The 18456-nt window shown below is 73.8% G+C and carries 16 protein-coding genes, 2 rRNA genes and 1 pseudogene; 13 read left to right on the top strand and 6 right to left on the bottom strand.

Annotation, left to right across the window (positions count from 1 at the left end):
• The 4 genes and pseudogenes from J7E86_RS28390 to J7E86_RS28405 form a co-directional block, all read left to right on the top strand.
• Positions 1–153, top strand: a 23S ribosomal RNA gene (locus tag J7E86_RS28390); the annotation flags it as partial.
• Positions 154–262: 109 nt separating this feature from the next.
• Positions 263–379 (top strand): 5S ribosomal RNA (gene rrf, locus J7E86_RS28395).
• Positions 380–507: 128 nt separating this feature from the next.
• Positions 508–1926 (top strand): annotated as a pseudogene (locus tag J7E86_RS32155) (hypothetical protein); the annotation flags it as partial.
• A gap of 21 nt (positions 1927–1947) precedes the next feature.
• On the top strand, positions 1948–2811 hold the full coding sequence (locus tag J7E86_RS28405) for a hypothetical protein (RefSeq protein WP_308312761.1): 864 nt from the start codon (positions 1948–1950) through the stop codon (positions 2809–2811).
• A gap of 75 nt (positions 2812–2886) precedes the next feature.
• Here the strand turns inward: J7E86_RS28405 and J7E86_RS28410 are convergent, their stop codons facing one another.
• On the bottom strand, positions 2887–4176 hold the full coding sequence (locus J7E86_RS28410) for a DUF1015 family protein (protein ID WP_215085674.1): 1290 nt from the start codon (positions 4174–4176) through the stop codon (positions 2887–2889).
• A 75-nt stretch (positions 4177–4251) separates the two neighbouring features.
• Between J7E86_RS28410 and J7E86_RS28415 the strand changes: the two genes are divergently transcribed.
• The gene (locus J7E86_RS28415; RefSeq protein ID WP_215085675.1) at positions 4252–5280 is read left to right on the top strand and encodes an HAD-IIA family hydrolase; all 1029 of its coding nucleotides are present in this window, start codon (positions 4252–4254) and stop codon (positions 5278–5280) included.
• A gap of 281 nt (positions 5281–5561) precedes the next feature.
• Here J7E86_RS28415 and J7E86_RS28420 read toward each other — a convergent pair whose 3' ends face one another.
• Together J7E86_RS28420 and J7E86_RS28425 are read right to left on the bottom strand one after the other, a co-directional pair.
• On the bottom strand, positions 5562–6395 hold the full coding sequence (locus J7E86_RS28420) for a siderophore-interacting protein (protein WP_215085677.1): 834 nt from the start codon (positions 6393–6395) through the stop codon (positions 5562–5564).
• A 40-nt stretch (positions 6396–6435) separates the two neighbouring features.
• The gene (locus J7E86_RS28425; protein WP_215085679.1) at positions 6436–7467 is read right to left on the bottom strand and encodes an ABC transporter substrate-binding protein; all 1032 of its coding nucleotides are present in this window, start codon (positions 7465–7467) and stop codon (positions 6436–6438) included.
• Between the two features lie 66 nt (positions 7468–7533).
• Between J7E86_RS28425 and J7E86_RS28430 the strand changes: the two genes are divergently transcribed.
• From J7E86_RS28430 to J7E86_RS28440, 3 genes are all read left to right on the top strand, one after another.
• Positions 7534–8580, top strand: coding sequence for an iron chelate uptake ABC transporter family permease subunit (locus J7E86_RS28430; protein ID WP_251019812.1), 1047 nt, complete (start codon positions 7534–7536; stop codon positions 8578–8580).
• On the top strand, positions 8577–9665 hold the full coding sequence (locus J7E86_RS28435) for an iron chelate uptake ABC transporter family permease subunit (RefSeq protein ID WP_215085683.1): 1089 nt from the start codon (positions 8577–8579) through the stop codon (positions 9663–9665). The genes J7E86_RS28430 and J7E86_RS28435 overlap by 4 nt, the downstream gene beginning before the upstream one ends.
• An 89-nt stretch (positions 9666–9754) precedes the next feature.
• A complete protein-coding gene (locus tag J7E86_RS28440; protein ID WP_308312760.1) occupies positions 9755–10609 on the top strand; it encodes an ABC transporter ATP-binding protein in 855 nt (284 codons plus the stop codon).
• On the opposite strand, the gene J7E86_RS28445 is transcribed toward J7E86_RS28440, so the two are convergent.
• Positions 10557–10904, bottom strand: coding sequence for an SCP2 sterol-binding domain-containing protein (locus J7E86_RS28445; RefSeq protein WP_215085687.1), 348 nt, complete (start codon positions 10902–10904; stop codon positions 10557–10559). The two genes, J7E86_RS28440 and J7E86_RS28445, sit on opposite strands and share 53 nt — an antisense overlap.
• A gap of 68 nt (positions 10905–10972) precedes the next feature.
• Between J7E86_RS28445 and J7E86_RS28450 the strand changes: the two genes are divergently transcribed.
• Genes J7E86_RS28450 through J7E86_RS28460 form a run of 3 tightly spaced genes read left to right on the top strand, consistent with a single transcriptional unit; the run spans position 10973 to position 13069 of the window.
• Positions 10973–11254, top strand: coding sequence for a hypothetical protein (locus J7E86_RS28450; RefSeq protein WP_251019811.1), 282 nt, complete (start codon positions 10973–10975; stop codon positions 11252–11254).
• 13 nt (positions 11255–11267) lie between these two features.
• The gene (locus J7E86_RS28455; RefSeq protein WP_215085699.1) at positions 11268–12083 is read left to right on the top strand and encodes a TlyA family RNA methyltransferase; all 816 of its coding nucleotides are present in this window, start codon (positions 11268–11270) and stop codon (positions 12081–12083) included.
• Positions 12080–13069 carry an NAD kinase gene (locus tag J7E86_RS28460; RefSeq protein WP_285439785.1) on the top strand — a complete coding sequence of 330 codons (990 nt, stop codon included), beginning with the start codon at positions 12080–12082 and terminating at the stop codon, positions 13067–13069. The genes J7E86_RS28455 and J7E86_RS28460 overlap by 4 nt, the downstream gene beginning before the upstream one ends.
• A 209-nt stretch (positions 13070–13278) precedes the next feature.
• On the opposite strand, the gene J7E86_RS28465 is transcribed toward J7E86_RS28460, so the two are convergent.
• The gene (locus J7E86_RS28465) at positions 13279–14712 is read right to left on the bottom strand and encodes a S41 family peptidase (RefSeq protein WP_215085691.1); all 1434 of its coding nucleotides are present in this window, start codon (positions 14710–14712) and stop codon (positions 13279–13281) included.
• Between the two features lie 153 nt (positions 14713–14865).
• On the opposite strand from J7E86_RS28465, the gene recN reads away from it, so the two are divergent.
• The gene (gene recN / locus J7E86_RS28470; RefSeq protein ID WP_215085694.1) at positions 14866–16626 is read left to right on the top strand and encodes a DNA repair protein RecN; all 1761 of its coding nucleotides are present in this window, start codon (positions 14866–14868) and stop codon (positions 16624–16626) included.
• A 225-nt stretch (positions 16627–16851) separates the two neighbouring features.
• A complete protein-coding gene (locus tag J7E86_RS28475; protein ID WP_215085696.1) occupies positions 16852–17970 on the top strand; it encodes a glycosyltransferase family 4 protein in 1119 nt (372 codons plus the stop codon).
• Between the two features lie 31 nt (positions 17971–18001).
• Here J7E86_RS28475 and J7E86_RS28480 read toward each other — a convergent pair.
• Positions 18002–18456: CdaR family transcriptional regulator (locus tag J7E86_RS28480; RefSeq protein WP_215085697.1), on the bottom strand; the 455-nt coding region annotated here is incomplete at its 5' end.

Here is an 18456-nt window from a genome sequence, read left to right on the forward strand (position 1 = left end):
AAGGATTTTAGCGGGAAGCCTTCTTTGGGATGAGTATTCCCACCCCCTTTGAGGGGTTAAGGCTCCCAGTAGACGACTGGGTTGATAGGCCAGGTGTGGAAGACCGGTAACGGTTGGAGCTGACTGGTACTAATAGGCCGAGGGCTTGTCCTCAGTTGCTCGCGTCCACTGTGTTGTTCCCGGGTTGCGAACAGTCGCACCGGTTGAACAGCTTCACTTACTTAATTAAAGAGTGTGCTTGTTCGCTAGAACCCGATAGGGTTTCGGTGGTCATAGCGTTAGGGAAACGCCCGGTTACATTTCGAACCCGGAAGCTAAGCCTTTCAGCGCCGATGGTACTGCATGGGGGACCGTGTGGGAGAGTAGGACGCCGCCGAACAATCTTTCAAGGACCCTTGGTCCCAGCGTTCATGCTGGGACCAAGGGTCCTTTTTGTTTTTGCTGAAGCGCGCTGGCCAGCTGGTTGCGCGAGAATGACTGCGGTACCCGAAGACAGGAGTCACGTCGATGTCCACCAACTCTCCCGACGATCGATCGGGCGGCGAGCGGCGAGGAGCCCCCCGCGGGCCCCGTCGCGATGACTCGCGTGGTGGCGGTTTCCGCCGCGACGACCGACGTGACGACCGCGGCGGCCGCGATGACCGTGGTGGTCGCCCGGCCGGCGGTGGCTATGGCGGCCCGCGCCGTGACGACCGTGGCGGTCGTCCGGCCGGTGGCGGTTACGGTGGCCCCCGTCGTGAGGATGACCGTGGCGGCCGTCCCACCGGTGGTGGCTATGGCGGCCCGCGCCGTGACGACCGTGGCGGTCGTCCGGCCGGTGGCGGTTACGGTGGCCCCCGTCGTGAGGATGACCGTGGCGGTCGCCCGACCGGTGGTGGCTACGGCGGCCCGCGCCGTGACGACCGTGGTGGCCGTCCGGCCGGCGGTGGCTACGGTGGCCCCCGTCGTGAGGATGACCGTGGCGGTCGCCCGACCGGTGGTGGCTACGGCGGCCCGCGCCGTGACGACCGTGGTGGTCGCCCGGCCGGTGGCGGTTACGGCGGCCCGCGTCGCGATGACGACCGTGGTGGTTTCCGCGGCGGCCGCGATGAGCGTCGTGACGACCGTGCTCCGCGCCGTGAGGACGACCGTGGTGGCCGTCCGGGCGGTTTCGAGCGCCGTGACGACCGTGGTGGTCGCCCGGCCGGCGGTGGCTATGGCGGCCCGCGCCGTGACGACCGCGGTGGCCGTCCGGCCGGCGGTGGTTACGGTGGCCCCCGTCGTGAGGACGACCGTGGCGGCTTCCGCCGTGACGACCGCCGCGATGACCGTGGCCCGCGTCGCGACGACGACCGCGGTGGCTTCCGCGGCGGCCGCGACGAGCGTCGTGACGACCGTCCGGCGTTCCGTCGTGACGACCGCGCCCCCCGCCGTGAGGACGACCGTGGTGGCCGTCCCGGTGGTTTCGAGCGCCGTGACGACCGTCCGGCCTTCCGCCGTGACGACCGCGCCCCCCGCCGCGACGACGACCGCGGTGGCTTCCGCGGCGGCCGCGACGAGCGTCGCGACGACCGTCCGGCGTTCCGTCGTGACGACCGCGCCCCCCGCCGTGAGGACGACCGTGGCGGACGTCCCACCGGTGGCGGTTACGGTGGCCCCCGTCGTGAGGACGACCGTGGCGGTCGTCCCACCGGTGGTGGCTACGGCGGTCCCCGTCGCGATGACGACCGTGGCGGCTTCCGCCGTGACGACCGCCGCGATGACCGTGGCCCGCGTCGCGACGACGACCGTGGTGGCTTCCGCGGCGGCCGTGACGACCGTGGTGGCCGTCCGTCCGGTGGTGGCTACGGTGGCCCGCGCCGCGACGACCGGCAGGGTGGCGGCGGCTACCGCGGTGGCCGGGACGAGCGTTCCGGCGGCTACGGGCGCCGTGACGACCGTGACCGGGACCGTGGCGACCGCGAGCCGGTGAAGCGTCTGCCGATCCCCGACGACGTGACCGGCGACGAGATCGACAAGGACGTCCGGCAGGAGCTCATGAGCCTGCCGAAGGGTCTCGCCGAGGAGGTCGCGCGCAACCTCGTCATGGTGGCCAACCTGCTGGACGAGGAGCCCGAGCAGGCGTACGAGTACTCCCGGATCGCGCTGCGGCTCGCCTCCCGCGTCGCCGCCGTCCGCGAGGCCGCCGGCTTCGCCGCGTACGCGACCGCCCGTTACACGGAGGCGCTCGCCGAGTTCCGTGCCGCGCGCCGGATGACCGGCTCCGTCGAGCTGTGGCCCGTCATGGCCGACTGCGAGCGCGGCATGGGCCGCCCCGAGCGCGCCATGGCCATGGCCGGCGAGCCCGAGGTGCAGAAGCTGGACAAGGCCGGTCAGGTCGAGATGCGTCTGGTCGCCGCCGGTGCCCGCAAGGACATGGGCCAGGCCGAGGCCGCCGTGGTGACCCTGCAGAGTCCCGAGCTCGCGTCCAACTCCATTCAACCGTGGACCGCGCGACTGCGGTACGCCTACGCGGACGCCCTGCTGGACGTCGGTCGCGAGGACGAGGCGCGCGAGTGGTTCGCCAAGGCTCTCGAAGCGGACCAGGGCGGCCAGACGGACGCCTCCGACCGGCTCGCCGAGCTGGACGGCGTCGAGTTCACGGACGCCCTGGCGGAGGAGCACGAGGCCACCGAGACGGTCGAGCAGGTCGAGGTCGCTGCCGAGGCTGTGGAGACCGCCGAGGCCACTGACGCCGCCGAGCCCGAGCCCGAGGCCGACGTCGAGCCGAAGGACGATGGCAAGGACGACGGCAAGGACGACGCCGCCGACGAGGACAGCGACAAGAGCTGACCTCTGATCGCCTGAAGCACGGAGGGCGGCATCCCGGATCCCGGGGTGCCGCCCTCCGCGTATGCCCGGGGCCGGTCAGTTCAGCGCGAGGCTGCGCAAGACCAGGCCGGTCGCCGGCTTGGGGCCGAAGGACGTGGACTTGCGGGGCATCGTGACGCCCTGCTCGGCGAGTTCCCGTACGACGTCCTCGCGTACGGGGTGCATCAGCACCGCCGTACCGCCGTGCCGCTCGGCCTGCCGTACCGCGGCGGCCGTCTCGTGGATGTACCCGATGTGCTCGGGGTCGTCGGGCACGTGCCAGACGTGCTCCAGGAGCGCGGAGTGCAGGACCGTCGCGTCCAGCGCGCGCCACGCCTCCGGGCGGTCGGCCGGGACCACCCGGTCCAGGAAGGCCCGGTCCGGCTGGTCGAGGAGATGGAAACGGCCGTCACCGGCGAGGACGAAGGCGTTCCCGCCCGCCGCGGAAGCCTCCGCCAGCGCGTCGAGCGCCTGCGGCAAGGGGCCGTCGACGGTCCGTACGCGGAAGATGCCGGCGACGGCGGCCAGGGCGTCGGCCACCGGCAGGCGGTTCAGGAGACGGTGGATGGCCCGTACGCGGAGGGGGTAGCGGGTGGTGTCCACGAGGAGGACGAGGCCGAAGTCCCAGGGGCCGGGGGCCGGTTGCTCGGCGCGCAGGCGCAGGTAGGTGGCCCAGCGGTGGTGGCCGTCGGCGATGAGGGCCTGCTGGTGGGTGAGGTCCTTGCCGATCAGGTCGAGGTCGTCCGGGTCGGTGATGGACCACAGGCGGTGGGCGTAGCCGTCGTCCGTGGTGGTGGAGAGCAGCGGCTCCGAGGTGATGACGCGGTCGATGATGCCCGCGGCGCCGGTGCTGCTGCCGTTGCCCCGGTAGGAGAAGAGCAGCGGTTCGAGGTTGGCGGCGGTGTCGCGCATCAGGGCCGCGCGGTCCTCGACGATGTGCGGCATGACGTCCTCGTGGGGGAGGACGACGCCCTCCTCGCGGGGGCTCAGGCGCAGGGCCCCGATCAGGCCGCGTTGCAGGATGCCGCCGCCGCGCTGCTCGTAGACGTAGAGCGCGGGCTCCGGGTCGGGGGCGAGGATGTGCTCGTCCTGCCAGCGGTGCAGCGTCTCCGCGGCCTGGCGGTGCCGCTCGGTGGCGGTGGCCGCCTGGGGGAGGATCAGCCGGACGATGTTGTGCGGGTCCGCGGTCTCCAGGTGACGCAGGCCGTCCGGCCGTACGACGACGTCGTACGGTGGGGACGTGACGGCGGCGAGGCTGCCGACCCGTTCCGGGACATAGCGCAGCCCTCGGAAGGGGGCGAGCTGGAGTCCTTGCCCTGCTTTCCCTGCTCGGCCTGGAGTGCTCATTAGGAAATGTTATGCCGCATGGCCGGATGAGCAATGATCGGGGAAGAGACGTACAGCACAAGGAGCGACGACACGATGACTCGAACCGCCCGGACCCGCCCCGAGGGCAGTGAGCGGCCACTGAGCACGGCCTACGACACGGCGCTGCTCGACCTGGACGGCGTCGTGTACGCGGGCGGCGAGGCCATCGCGTACGCCGTGGAGTCACTGGCGACGGCACGGGAGGGCGGGATGCACCTCGCCTACGTGACGAACAACGCGGCCCGCACGCCGGCGACGGTCGCGGAACACCTGACGCGGCTGGGCGTGCCGGCGGAGCCGTCGGACGTGATCACCTCCGCGCAGGCGGTGGCACGGTTGATCGCCGACCAACTCCCCTCCGGTTCCCGGGTGCTGGTGATCGGCGCGGAGGGGTTGCGGGTCGCGCTGGAGGAGCGCGGGCTGGTGCCGGTGGACTCGGCGGACGACGACCCGGCCGCGGTGGCGCAGGGCTACGGCGGGCCGGACATGCCGTGGTCACGGCTGGCGGAGGCGTCGTACGCGGTGGCGCGGGGCGTGCCGTGGTTCGCCTCGAACACGGATCTGACGATTCCGAGCGCGCGGGGCATCGCGCCGGGCAATGGTGCCGCGGTGCAGGTCGTACGGATCGCCACGGGCGCCGAGCCGCAGGTGGCGGGCAAGCCGCTGCCGCCGATGCATCGCGAGACGGTGCTGCGCACGGGTGCGGAGCGGCCGCTGGTGGTCGGGGACCGGCTCGACACGGACATCGAGGGCGCGCACGTGGGCGGGGTGGACTCGCTGCTGGTGCTGACCGGCGTGACGACGGCCGCGCAGCTGGTCGCGGCGCGGCCGGAACACCGGCCGACGTACGTGGCCGAGGATCTGCGGGGGCTGCTCCTGCCGCAGCCGGCGGTTTCGGAGGAGCGGGACGGTTTCCGGTGCGGCGGCTGGACGGCGTCCGTCGCGGGGGACGAGCTCACGCTCGCGGGTGAGGGGGAGCCGATCGACGGGCTGCGGGCGCTGTGCGCTTCCGCTTGGGCCTTGGCGGGTTCGGGGGTGTGCGGCTCCGACGCGGGGAAGGCGCTGGCGCGGCTGGGGTTTTGAGGCCGGGCTGAGCGCCGCTGTGGTGTCCGCCGCTACCGCGGCGGGTTTTACCCTCCCGCCCACCCGTTGCCCCCATGGCCATGACGGCCGTTCGTGGCATGGCGGCGGGAGGGGGCGGGGCCGCAGGGGTAGGGCCCTGGACGCTTACGTGTATTTGCGGCGCCCTGTTCCGGGTTCCCCGTGCTCTGGGGGCACGGCGCCGTAAATATACGGTCCAGGGTCCTGCCCCGGAGGCCCGGCCCCCGGCACCCACCCCCACGGTCACGCCAGTACCGTCACCGTCACACCAGCTCCGCCAGCAGATCCTCCTCCGTAGCCCCCCGGCGCCAGTACCCCGTGAACGTCACCGCCCGCCGGTCGAAGCCCCGCTCACCGACCACATGGCGCCGCACCCCCCGCACCGTCCCCGCCTCGCCCGCTATCCACGCGTACGGCACCCCCGCAGGGAACTCCGCCGCTCGTACGGCGTCGAGCACCGGCGACCCCGCCCCCCGCACCAGCCACGTGATCTCCGCGTCGGCCTCGGTCGGCAGGTCCTGGATGTCGTCCGCGTGGGGGACCTCGATCCAGACCTTCGCCGGGGTGCCGGCCGGGAGCCAGGCGAGGATGCCGGCGACGGCGGGCAGCGCGGTCTCGTCGGCGGTGATCAGGACCCAGTCCGTGCCGGCCGGGGGCTGGAAGTCGACGCCGCCGTTGTCCTCGACGACGGGGCCGAGGATGGAGACCCGGTCGCCGGGACGGGCGGCCTGGGCCCAGTTCGTGGCCGGGCCGCCGTGTCCGTTCGCGTCGCCGTGGACGGCGAAGTCGACGTCGAGCTCGTCGGGTCCGTGGCGCAGGGCGCGCACGGTGTAGGTGCGCATGACGGCCCGTACGGCCGGGTCCTGGGCCCGCCAGGTCGTGAACCAGTTCTCGTCGAGGACCTCTGGCAGGACCGGGACCTCCTGGCCGGGCTGCGGCAGGAACAGCTTGAAGCGCTGGTCGCGGCCCCCGCCGACGAGCGTGGACAGGCGCTCGCCGCCGAAGGTGACCCGCACCATGGCGGGGCTGAGACGCTCCGTGCGCAGGACGCGCAGGTCGAAGAAGAGGTAGGGCGTGGCGGGCTGGGCGGCGGTCATCGTGGGTGTTTCCTCTCGGTCCGTCGGGAGAAGGCAGGCGTCAGCTGACCTTCTTGGCCTTCTCGACCGCCGCGGCGAGGGCCTCGACGAGGGGCGCGCAGCCGGCGTAGGAGTAGCGCGGTTCGCTGAGCCAGGGGCTGACCTGGCCGGCCTTGACGGCGGGCAGACCGGCCCAGGTGGGCTTGGCCGCGAGGTCCTTGGGCCGGAGGGCCGCGGTGCGGTTGTCGAGGAGGATCAGGTCGGCGGCGTACTTTCCGGCGTTCTCCCAGCTGAGGCTCTCGAAGAAGCCGCCGGTGACCTTGTCGGGGACGACGAGTTCGACGCCCAGCTGCTTGAAGTACGTCAGGTCGGCGTAGACGCCGGGGTCGGAGACGTACAGCAGCTCGGCGGAGCCGGACGCGGCGAGGACCTTGAGGCCCTTGTTGGCCCGGGCCGCCTCGCGGAGCGTCTCGGACGCCTTCTCGAAGCGGGCCTTGGCGTCCGCGACCTTCTTCGCCTTGAGGTCGGCGCCGAGGGAGGCGGCGAGTTCGGCGTAGCGTCCGATGACCTGGGTCAGGGGCACCTTGGTGACATTGAGCCCGACACTCGGGGCGAGGCCGAGGATCTTCTTCTTGCTGTCGTCCGGCACGTACCAGAGTTCCTGACCCTGGATCATGTTGGTGACCAGCAGCTCGGGTCCCATGGCCGCGTACTTCTCGACGTTGAACTCGCCCCAGGCGTTGCCGAGGACGGTGACCTTCCCGACGTCGAGGTCGCCGGCCTGCGGGTCCGGCTTGCCGTCCTTGAGCGTGGTGGGGCCGAAGACGCCGGCGCACTCGATGCCGAAGTCGTGCAGGGCGGCGGCGGTGCCGGTGAAGGCGACGACCTTCTTCGGGGTGCCGCCGGACTTCACGGTCTGCCCCCGGTCGTCCTTGAAGGTCCACGGGCCGGAGCCGGTGTCCGCACCGGAGCCGCTCTTCGACGAGCCGCCTCCGCAGGCGGTGAGGAGGGCGCCGATACCGAGGGCGCCACCCGCCGTCAGGAGACCGCGGCGGGTCACGGAGGTTATGCCTGTGGTGCGGGGGGTGCTCATGGGAAGTGCGCTTCTCTCGGGGCTCTCTCGAAGGGGTATGTCAGGGTAGGCTAACCTAACTGAGTGTTGGTCGACAGCCTCCCCCAAACTCCCGCGAAACCGGCGCCGTCCGCGGCGCGCGGCCGGAACGCCGTACGCGCCGCGGGCCTGTTCGCCGCGGTGGGCGCGCTGCTGCTGGTCGCGGTCGCGAGCATCGCCGTCGGCGCCAAACCGATCCCGCTCGACCAGGTCTGGCACGGGCTGTTCGACCCCACGCACACCGACGCCGACGTGGTCGTGCGCCAGGTCCGCGTGCCCCGTACGCTCCTGGGCCTGCTCGCCGGTGCCGCGCTCGGCCTCGCGGGCGCCGTGATGCAGGCGCTCACCCGCAACCCGCTCGCCGAACCCGGACTGCTCGGCGTCAACGCCGGGGCCGCGGCGGCCGTCGTGTCCGCCATCAGCTTCCTGGGCGTCGGCTCGGTGGGCGGTTACGTGTGGTTCGCCTTCCTCGGCGCCGCCGTCGTCTCCGTGGTCGTCCACGCGCTCGGCGGCAGCCGCGCCGCCACACCGGTGCGGCTGGCGCTGGCCGGCACGGCGGTGACCTACGCGCTCTACGGCTACGTCTACTCGGTCCAGCTGATGGACTCCGCCGCGCTCGACCGGATGCGCTTCTGGACCGTCGGCTCGCTCGCCTCCGCGAACATGGACGTGGTGGGCCAGGTCGCACCCTTCATCGCCGCCGGTGTGCTGCTCGCCCTCGCCCTGGCCCGCCCGCTCAACGCCGTGGCCCTCGGCGACGACACCGCCCGCGCGCTCGGCGCGAGCCCCGCCCGCACCCGCGTGCTGGCCATGGCAGCCGTCACGCTGCTGTGCGGCGCGGCGACCGCCGCCTGCGGGCCGATCGTCTTCATCGGCCTGATCGTCCCGCACCTCGTCCGTGCCCTCACCGGCCCCGACCTGCGCTGGATCCTGCCGTACGCGGCCGTGCTGGCGCCCGTGCTGCTGCTCGGCGCCGATGTGGCCGGACGGGTCGTCACCCGGCCCGGGGAGCTCCAGGCGGGCATCGTCACGGCGGTCGTCGGCGGCCCCGTCTTCATCTACCTCGTACGCCGGCGGAGGATGGCCCAGCAGTGAGCACGACACGCACGACGACCGGAAGAACGACCGGCACAACAGCCGGAAGAGCGACCGGAAGAACGATCCGCACCCGTGGCGGGCTCTCCCTGCGGGTGGACCCGCGGGCGGCGCTCGTCGTCCTGCTGCTCCTGGTGACCGCGGCGGCCGTGGCCGTCGCCCTCATCGGCACCGGCGACTTCCCCATCGCGCCGGCCGACGTCCTGCGGACCCTCGCCGGCGGCGGCACGCCCGCGCAGGAGTTCATCGTCGAGGACCTGCGGCTGCCGCGGGTGCTCGTCGGCCTGCTCGCCGGGGTCTGCCTCGGGCTCGCCGGCGCCGTCTTCCAGTCCGTCTCCCGCAACCCGCTGGGCAGCCCGGACGTGATCGGTTTCGGCCAGGGTTCGGCGGCCGGGGCGCTCGTCGTCATCGTGCTCTTCCACGGCTCGCCGTTCGCCGTCGCGGGCGGCGCGGTCGCCGGGGGAGTGGCCACCGGTCTCGCCGTCTATCTGCTGGCCTGGAAGAAGGGCATCCACGGCTACCGCCTGGTGCTCGTGGGCATCGGCGCGGCCGCCGTGCTCACGGGGGTGCGCGACTACCTGATGACCAAGGCCGACCTCGTCGACGCGACCCGGTCGATGGTGTGGATGGTCGGTTCCCTCAACGGCCGCGACTGGGACCAGGTGTGGCCGCTGCTGGGCGCGGCCGCCGTGCTCTTCCCGGTCGTCCTCGGCCGCGGCCGGGCGCTGCGGATGCTGGAGATGGGCGACGACGCGGCGTACGCGCTGGGCGTACGGGCCGAGCGCACCCGGCTCGTCGTCATGGGCGCGGCGGTGCTGCTGACCGCCGCCGCGACGGCCGCCGCCGGGCCCGTCTCGTTCGTGGCCCTCGCCGCGCCGCAGGTCGCCCGGCGGCTGACCCGGGCGGCCGGCCCCAACCTGCTCGCCGCGGCCTGCACCGGCGCGGTCCTGCTGCTCGGCGCCGACTGGGCCTCGCAGCGGCTCTTCGGGGCCGACCAGCTGCCCGTGGGCGCGCTGACCGGCATGCTCGGCGGCTGCTATCTGCTGTGGCTGCTGTTCACCGAGCGCAGGGCGGGGCGGGTATGAGCAGCCGGCGCACGAGCAGCCGGCACACGAGCAGCCGGCGTACGAGCGGGCCGGACGCGCACACGAACGACGACCAAGGAGACCCCACCGTGAGCCGACTGACGGCCGAATCCGTCACCCTCGCCTACGACGGGCGCGTGATCGCCGAGGACCTCTCGGTCGCCGTGCCCGACAACTCCTTCACGGTGATCATCGGCCCCAACGCCTGCGGCAAGTCCACCCTCCTGCGCGCCCTGGCCCGGATGCTCAAGCCGGCCGCCGGATCCGTCCTCCTCGACGGCGCCGCCATCGGCACCTACCCGGCCAGGACAGTCGCCCGCACCCTCGGGCTCCTGCCGCAGTCCTCCATCGCGCCAGACGGCATCACCGTCGCCGACCTGGTCGCCCGCGGCCGGTACCCGCACCAGGGGCTGCTGCGCCAGTGGTCGCGCGAGGACGAGCGGATCACGGTGGAGTCGATGACGGCCACCGGTGTCGAGGCACTCGCCGACCGCCCCGTCGACGAACTGTCCGGCGGCCAGCGCCAGCGCGTGTGGATCGCCATGGCCCTCGCCCAGCGGACGCCGCTGCTCCTCCTCGACGAGCCGACCACCTACCTCGACATCCAGCACCAGATCGACGTCCTCGACCTCTGTGCCGAGCTGCACGAGAACCAGGGCCGCACCCTCGTCGCCGTCCTCCACGACCTCAACCACGCCGCCCGCTACGCCACCCACCTGATCGCCATGCGCGACGGGCGGGTCGTCGCCCAGGGCGCGCCGGGCGAGATCGTCACCGCGGAGCTCGTCGAGGAGGTGTTCGGGCTGCGGTGCCGGGTCATCGAGGACCCCGAGACCGGCACGCCCCTGGTCGTACCGGCGGCCCGGCGCCGGCGGGTGGCCGGTGACGCCGTTACAGCAGCTTCCGCAGCCGCAGGACGTCCCGCAGGCCCGCCTGCACCCTGACCCGGCCGGCGGCCCACGCCCTGGCGAAGTTCAGCCGCCCGTCCACCAGAGCCACCAGGTCGTCGCCCGTCATCGTCAGGGCGATCTCCGCCCGCCGCTCGGGGGTGCCCGCCGCGGTCTCCACGTCCTGGATCCGGCCGCCCGCGAGGTGGCCCGTGAAGGTCACGTCCAGGTCGGAGATGTGGCAGCTCAGCGAGCGGTCGGGCGCGGCGGCGTCGCGGAGGTCGCCGCGCGCTCCCGCGAGGTTCTCCGCCAGCCGGTCGAGTGCGCTGCGGCACTCCTCGATCGTCGCCATCGACAGGGACGCTACCTCAGCCGACCGCGTACGCCGCACAGACACGGTTCCGGGGTAGCGTCGGAGCCATGAGCGATGCGATGAGCGGCGCGGCGGACGCGACGGCGGCGGAGGGGCGGGGTCCGGAGCCCCTCGGCGTCGAGCGCACGCCCACCGGTGACCCGGACGTCGACGCCCGGCTGGTCCGGCTGGCCGATGCCGACCACCTCGCCGCCAGTGGTCACCTGGAGGTGTACGAGGATGTACACCGGGGCCTGCGGGACGCGCTGACCGCGCTCGACCGGAGCCCCGGCCCGTCCGGGGCACCCGCGCCCTCGGGTTCCCCCGCTTCGTACGACAACAGGAGCTGAACCACCCGTGGCAGTGACCCGCCCGCGACGCAGCCGACTCGACGCCGAGCTCGTGCGCCGTAAACTCGCCCGCTCCCGCGAGCACGCGAGCCAGCTCATCGCGGCGGGCCGGGTGACCGTCGGCGGCACGCTCGCGACCAAGGCCGCCACGCAGGTGGAGCTCAGCGCGGCCGTCGTCGTCACGCAGGACGACGACGACCCCGACTACGTCTCGCGCGGCGGGCACAAGCTCGCCGGCGCGTTCGCCGCGTTCGTGCCCAAGGGCCTGAAGATCGAGGGCCGCCGCGCGCTGGACGCCGGCGCCTCCACGGGCGGCTTCACCGACGTCCTGCTGCGCGCCGGCGCGGCCCACGTCGTCGCCGTCGACGTCGGGTACGGACAGCTCGCCTGGTCACTCCAGAGCGACGACCGGGTCACCGTGAAGGACCGTACGAACGTCCGCGAGTTGACGCTCGACCAGATCGACGAGCAGCCCGTCGACCTGGTCGTCGGCGACCTGTCCTTCATCCCGCTCGGCCTCGTCCTGCCCGCGCTGGTGCGCTGCGCCGCGCCCGGCGCCGACCTGGTCCTCATGGTCAAGCCGCAGTTCGAGGTGGGCAAGGAGCGGCTCGGCAGCGGCGGTGTGGTGCGCAGCACCCAGCTGCGGGCCGAGGCGGTCAGGATGGTCGGGGCGCGCGCGGCCGAGCTGGGGCTCGGTGTGCTCGGCGTGACCGCGAGCCCGCTGCCGGGGCCGTCGGGCAACGTCGAGTACTTTCTGTGGCTGCGCGCCGGAGCGCCCGAACTGGATCCGGCGGACGTTGACCGTGCAGTGGCGGAGGGGCCTCGTTGACCACTTCAGAAGCATCATCGGCATCAGCATCAGCATCATCATCGGAATCGGCGCGTGAGCGGGCCGAGTGCGGACCGGAGGCGGCGGGGGGCCGTACGGTCTTCCTGCTCGCCCACACCGGGCGCCCGGCCGCGATCCGCAGCGCCGAACTCGTCGTCCAAGGGCTGCTGCGCTGCGGCATCGGCGTGCGGGTGCTCGCCGAGGAGGCCGCGGACCTGCCGCTGCCGGCCTCGGCGGAGCTCGTCGAGGCCGGCCCCGACCGGCCCGACGTCCTGGAGGGCTGTGAGCTGCTCATCGTCCTCGGCGGCGACGGCACGCTGCTGCGCGGCGCGGAGTTCGCGCGGCGCTCCGGCGTGCCGATGCTGGGCGTCAACCTCGGCCGGGTCGGCTTCCTCGCCGAGGCCGAGCGGGACGACCTCGACAAGGTCGTCGACCGGGTCGTGACCCGCGCGTACGAGGTCGAGGAGCGGATGACCCTCGATGTGCTCGTGCGCACCGACGGGCACGTCGTGCACACCGACTGGGCCCTGAACGAGGCGTCGGTGGAGAAGGCGGCGCGCGAGCGGCTGCTGGAGGTCGTGACCGAGGTCGACGGCCGGCCGGTGTCGCGGTTCGGTGGCGACGGTGTCGTCTGCGCGACGCCGACCGGTTCCACCGCGTACGCCTTCTCGGCGGGCGGGCCGGTCGTGTGGCCGGAGGTCGAGGCGCTGCTGATGGTCCCCATCAGCGCGCACGCGCTCTTCGCCAAGCCCTTGGTGACGGCGCCGGACTCGGTGCTCGCGGTCGAGGTCCAGCCGCAGACGCCGCACGGCGTGCTGTGGTGCGACGGCCGCCGGACGGTGGAGCTGCCGGCGGGCGCGCGGGTGGAGGTGCGCCGGGGCGCGGTGCCGGTCCGCTTGGCGCGGCTGCATCACGCTTCGTTCACGGACCGGTTGGTGGCGAAGTTCGCGCTGCCGGTCGCGGGGTGGCGCGGGGCGCCCCACTAGGGGGTGCGCAGGGCTCTTCGGCCGCGGGCCGGCTTTGCCGCCTGCGGCGGCGGGCGCCCTGCGGGCGCGTCCTCAATCGCCGGACGGGCTTGGTTGTCGGCTGGGCTCGGCCACTTGCAGCCCGTCCGGCGATTGAGGACACAACACAGCAGCCCGTCCGGCGATTGAGGACACCGCGCAGCGGTGGTGCGGCCGGGCCCGTCCGCTCCTCAGCCCGTCAGCCGCTTCCTCGCCTCGGCCAGGGCCGAGTCGCGGTGCCCGGAGAGTTCCGCCTCGGTGAAGACGGGGGTGCGGACGTCGGGGGCGATGCCGGTGCCGTCGTACGTCGTGCGGCCGTCCTTCGCGCTCAGGAACTCCTCGTTCGGCAGCCAGAACTTCCACCCGTTGGGCAGGGTGCGCATCAGCTGGTCCGAGAACAGCCCCTGGGTGTTCTCGCCGATGAGCGTGGGCTTCGGCCCCCGGCTCAGCAGCGCCTGGGTGAGGGTCTCGCCCGCGCTCAACGTCAGCCGGCCGGTGAGGACGGTGAGGGGGCCGGTGTAGACCGGTCCCCGGTGCGGGCGGACCTGGACGGCCTCGGCCGGGGTGAACTTCCCCGGGTCGCGGGCGTCGTTCCGCGCGTGCTTGAGGTAGGCCGTGTACGGCCGGTCGGTGAGCCGCTCGGCCACGTCCAGGGCCAGCCGGTCGGAGCCCCCGCCGTTCAGGCGCAGGTCGAGGACCAGGCCGCGCAGGGCGTCGGGGCCGGTGGTCCGCCGGTCGGTGAAGACCGCGTCGAGGGCCTTGGCGAGCAGGGCCTTGTCGGCCTCGTAGCCCTCGCCCTCGCCGTAGTTCCCCAACAGGGTGATGCGGAGGAAACCGATCCGGCCGGGGAGCTCGGAGTAGGTGATCTGCTTCCCCTGCCCCCAGGAAGCCGTCTCCGTGCCGCGGGCACTCTCGGCGACCGCCGCGTCGATACGGGCGCGGGCCTTTTCGTCGGGAAGGACGGTGTCCTCGCGGTGCCCGGCGAAGTACTCCTTGGGGCGGTCCAGGTCGACCAGTCCGGTATGTCCGTCGTGCAGGGGGCGGACCATCTCCGCCAGGACGGAGAACAGTTCGTCCCGGCCGGTCCTCGCCGTGATCCTCGGCCGGTAGCGGTCGCGCACGGCGTTCCAGTCGATGTGCCGCGCCGCGAAGAAGGGGTAGTTCTCGGCGTAGGTCTGCCAGTAGGCGTCGAAGACCTCGCGCGGGTCGGCGCCCGGTGCCGGGGCGGGAGTGTCACGGCAGTTCGCGGGCAGGGCGCCGATACGGCGCAGCGTGCGGTGGCCGACGTTGTCCGCGAAACCCAGTTCCGCGCGGTCGGGGCCCGACGCCGTCACCGTGACCGCGGGCTCGCCCTCCTGCCGGAAGGGGCCGGTGGTGCCGGGACGGGCCGCGGCCAGCTCGCCGGGCAGGCAGCTGACGGCGGTGGTCTCGTACGTCCGCAGCGTGCGGCCCCCGTTCCCGAACGTGACGACCGTGCCGTAGCCGTCCATCCGCCAGGTGCCGTCCAGCGACGCCGGGCGCGGGCTGTGGCCGACCGCGTCCGCGCTCCCGGCGGCGGTGGTCAGGGCGATCGCGGCGGTCAGGAGCAGCGCGGCGGCGCGGGGCGTACGGGATCGAACGGTCATCTGGACCTCGTGGTGTGTGCGGGCGAAACCGAGGGGAAAAGCCTCTCCGGTAAGGGGCGCGGGGGCCATGGAGTGATCACCCGGACCGGTGGTGGGGCTGTCCCCAGGACGATCGGTGGGGGTGGCCGTCGCGAGGCGCCCCCGGAACCTCGTATGGTCGTATCCGTGTTGGAGGAGATGCGGATCCGGTCCTTGGGCGTCATTGATGACGCGGTGGTCGAGCTGTCGCCCGGTTTCACCGCGGTGACGGGGGAGACCGGCGCGGGCAAGACCATGGTCGTCACCAGCCTCGGTCTGCTGCTCGGCGGGCGGGCCGACCCCGCGCTGGTGCGGATCGGGGCGAAGTCCGCGGTCGTCGAGGGGAGGATCGTCGTCGACCGCCGCTCGCCCGCGGCCGTACGGGCGGAGGAAGCGGGCGCCGAGCTCGACGACGGCACGCTGCTCATCAGCCGCACCCTCTCCGCCGAGGGGCGCTCGCGCGCCCACGTCGGCGGCCGCGGCGTGCCGGTGGGGCTGCTCGGCGAGCTGGCCGACGACCTCGTGGCCGTCCACGGGCAGACCGACCAGCAGGGACTGCTCCGGCCCGCGCGGCAGCGGCAGGCGCTCGACCGCTACGCCGGCGACGCGGTGTCCGTGCCGCTCGCCAAGTACGCCGGCGCCTACCGCCGGCTGCGGGCCGTCGCCGCCGAGCTGACCGAGCTGACGACGCGGGCCCGCGAGCGCGCGCAGGAGGCCGATCTGCTGCGCTTCGGCCTGGACGAGGTCGCGGCCGTCGAGCCGTTGCCGGGCGAGGACGCCGAACTCGCCGCCGAGGCGTCGCGGCTGGGCCACGCCGAGGCCCTCGCCACGGCCGCGTCCGCCGCGCACGACGCCCTCGCCGGCAACCCCGAGGACCCCGAGGACATCGACGCCGCCACGCTCGTCGCCGGCGCGCAGCGGGCGGTGGAGGCCGTACGCTCCCACGACCCGGCCCTGGCCGCCCTCGCCGACCGGATCGGCGAGATCGGCATCCTGGTGGCCGATGTGGCGGGTGAGCTGGCCGGTTACGCCTCCGGCCTGGACGCCGATCCGCTGCGGCTCGCGGCGGTGGAGGAGCGGCGCGCGGCCCTGACGCACCTGACCCGCAAATATGGTGAGGACATCTCCGCCGTCCTGGCCTGGGCCGAGACCGGGGCGGTGCGCCTGGAGGCGCTGGAGGGTGACGACGAGCGGATCGCCGAGCTCACGGACGAGCGCGACGCGCTGCGCGCCGAACTCGGCGAGCTGGCACAGACCCTGACCGACGCCCGTACGGAGGCGGCGGAGCGGTTCGCCGGGGCGGTCACGGCCGAGCTCGCGGAGCTCGCGATGCCGCACGCGCGCGTGACGTTCGCCATCCGGCAGACGGAGGTGGCCGACGCCGACAGCGGCATCGACGTCGACGGCCGGGCCGTGGCGTACGGGCCGCACGGCGCGGACGACGTCGAGCTCTACCTCGCCCCGCACCCCGGCGCCCAGCCGCGCCCCATCGCCAAGGGCGCGTCCGGCGGTGAACTCTCGCGCGTCATGCTCGCCGTCGAGGTGGTCTTCGCCGGGTCCGACCCCGTGCCGACGTACCTCTTCGACGAGGTCGACGCCGGCGTCGGCGGCAAGGCCGCGGTCGAGGTCGGCCGCCGCCTGGCACGCCTGGCCCGGTCGGCGCAGGTCGTGGTGGTCACGCACCTCCCGCAGGTCGCGGCGTTCGCCGACCGGCACCTGGTGGTGGAGAAGACCCACGACGGCTCGGTGACCCGCAGCGGCGTCAAGGCGATGGAGGGCGAGGACCGGGTGCGGGAACTGTCCCGCATGCTGGCGGGCCAGGAGGACTCCCACCTGGCCCGAGCCCACGCGGAGGAACTCCTGGCGGCGGCGCGGGGTGCGACCGCGGGCGGCTGACGTGATGGGCGGGGCTCGTGCTGCACGCCGTCGTGTTGGTCTCCGTCGCCGTGGCGATGGACGCCAAGAATCACCTATGTGAGTGAATCCGCGGATGCGTGGGCGAGGTAGGACGGGCAACCCGCGAGACGGTGGTGCCCGGATGCCGGTGGAGGCTGGCATCCTGGGCGCGGTGCCGCCCCGACCCCTCTCCCCGCCCTTTGCCGAGTCAGGAGCTTCACCCGCGTGAGCAGCACACCCGTACCGCCGCACGGGCGCCCGCCCCTGCACGCCGTGCAAGTGCTCGGCAGCGGCGGCGCGGGCAGCGGCGCGCACGTGCGCTCCCTGACCGCCGGCCTCGTGGCCCGGGGGCTGCGGGTGACGGTGTGCGCTCCGCGGCGGACGGACGAGGGATACGGCTTCACGGGCGCGGGCGCCACCTTCACCGAGCTGCGGACGACCACGGACGCGCTCGCCGTCGCCGGGATCCGGGCCGTCAGCGCGGGCGCCGACGTGGTGCACGCGCACGGCCTGCGTTCCAGCGTGCTCGCGGCACTGGCGCTGCGGGGGCGGCGCACGCCGCTGGTGGTCACCTGGCACACACGGGTGCGCGCGGCGGGCGCGCGGGACCGGTTCGTACGGCTGATGGAGCGGCGGGCGGCGCGCGCCGCGGCCGTGGTCCTCGGAGTGACGTCCGACCTCGTGGACCGGGCGCGGATGCGCGGCGCGCGCGACGCCCGGCTGGCACCGGTCGCGGTGCCCGCGCCGCGTACGGAGCCGGACGACGACGACCTGCGGCGGCACAAGGCCCGCGCCGAACTGGGCGCGATCGACAGGCCCTTGATCGTCACCGTCGGCCGTCTGGAGCCCGGCCACGGGCACGGCCCGCTGCTGGACGCCGCGCGGGACTGGCGCGAGCTGGACCCCGAACCGCTGCTGATCATCGCCGGCGAGGGGCGGGAACGGCCGGAGCTGCAACGCCGGATCGAGGCCGAAGGGCTGCCGGTGCGGCTCGTGGGCTGCCGCGACGACGTACCGGAGCTGCTGGCGACGGCCGACGTCGCGGTCCTCTCCAGCCGCTGGGAGGCCCGCTCGCTCCTCGCCCAGGAGGCGCTGCACGCGGGCGTCCCGCTGGTCGCGACCGCGGTCGGCGGCGTCCCGGACCTGGTCGGCGACGCCGCCGAACTCGTCCCGTACGGCGACGCCGCCGCCCTGGCCTCGGCGGTCGGCCGCCTGCTCGCCGACCCGGCCCGCCGCGCCGAACTCACGGCGGCCGGCCGGGCCCAGGCGGCGACGTGGCCGTCGGAGGACGAGACGGTCGCTCATGTGCTCAGCGTCTACGACGAGTTGGCGACGGGAGACTGAGGGGGCGCGCCCTCCGGGGCCCGGCCACCCCTCACCCCACATGCCTCCGTGCCCGCAGCGCCAGGCTCAGCGACAGCACCGTCTCCGGGTCGTCCAGGTCCCGGTCCAGGAGGCGGGAGACGCGGGCCAGGCGGTCGTAGAGGGTCTGGCGGTTGAGATGGAGGTCGCGGGCCGTCTCCGCCTTGCGGCCCGCGTGGGTGAGGTAGCACTCCAGGGTCGGCAGCAGCACCTGGCGGGACGCCTCGTCGTGGGCCAGGAGCGGGCCGAGCACCCGGTCCACGAACGCCGACAGGTCGCCCTGGGAGCGCAGCCGCCACAGCAGTACGTCCACGTCCAGCTGCCGCACATCGTGCCAGGGGCGGTCCGGCAGCCCCTGCGCCGCGGCCGCCGCCTCCGCGGCATGGCGCAGGCCCGCGCCCACCGTCTCCCACGGCGTCACCGCGCCGGCCACCACCACCGGCGGCCGGACGCCCGCCCGCCGCGCCC

This window comes from Streptomyces sp. ISL-11 (assembly GCF_018614525.1).
Lineage (GTDB): Bacteria > Actinomycetota > Actinomycetes > Streptomycetales > Streptomycetaceae > Streptomyces.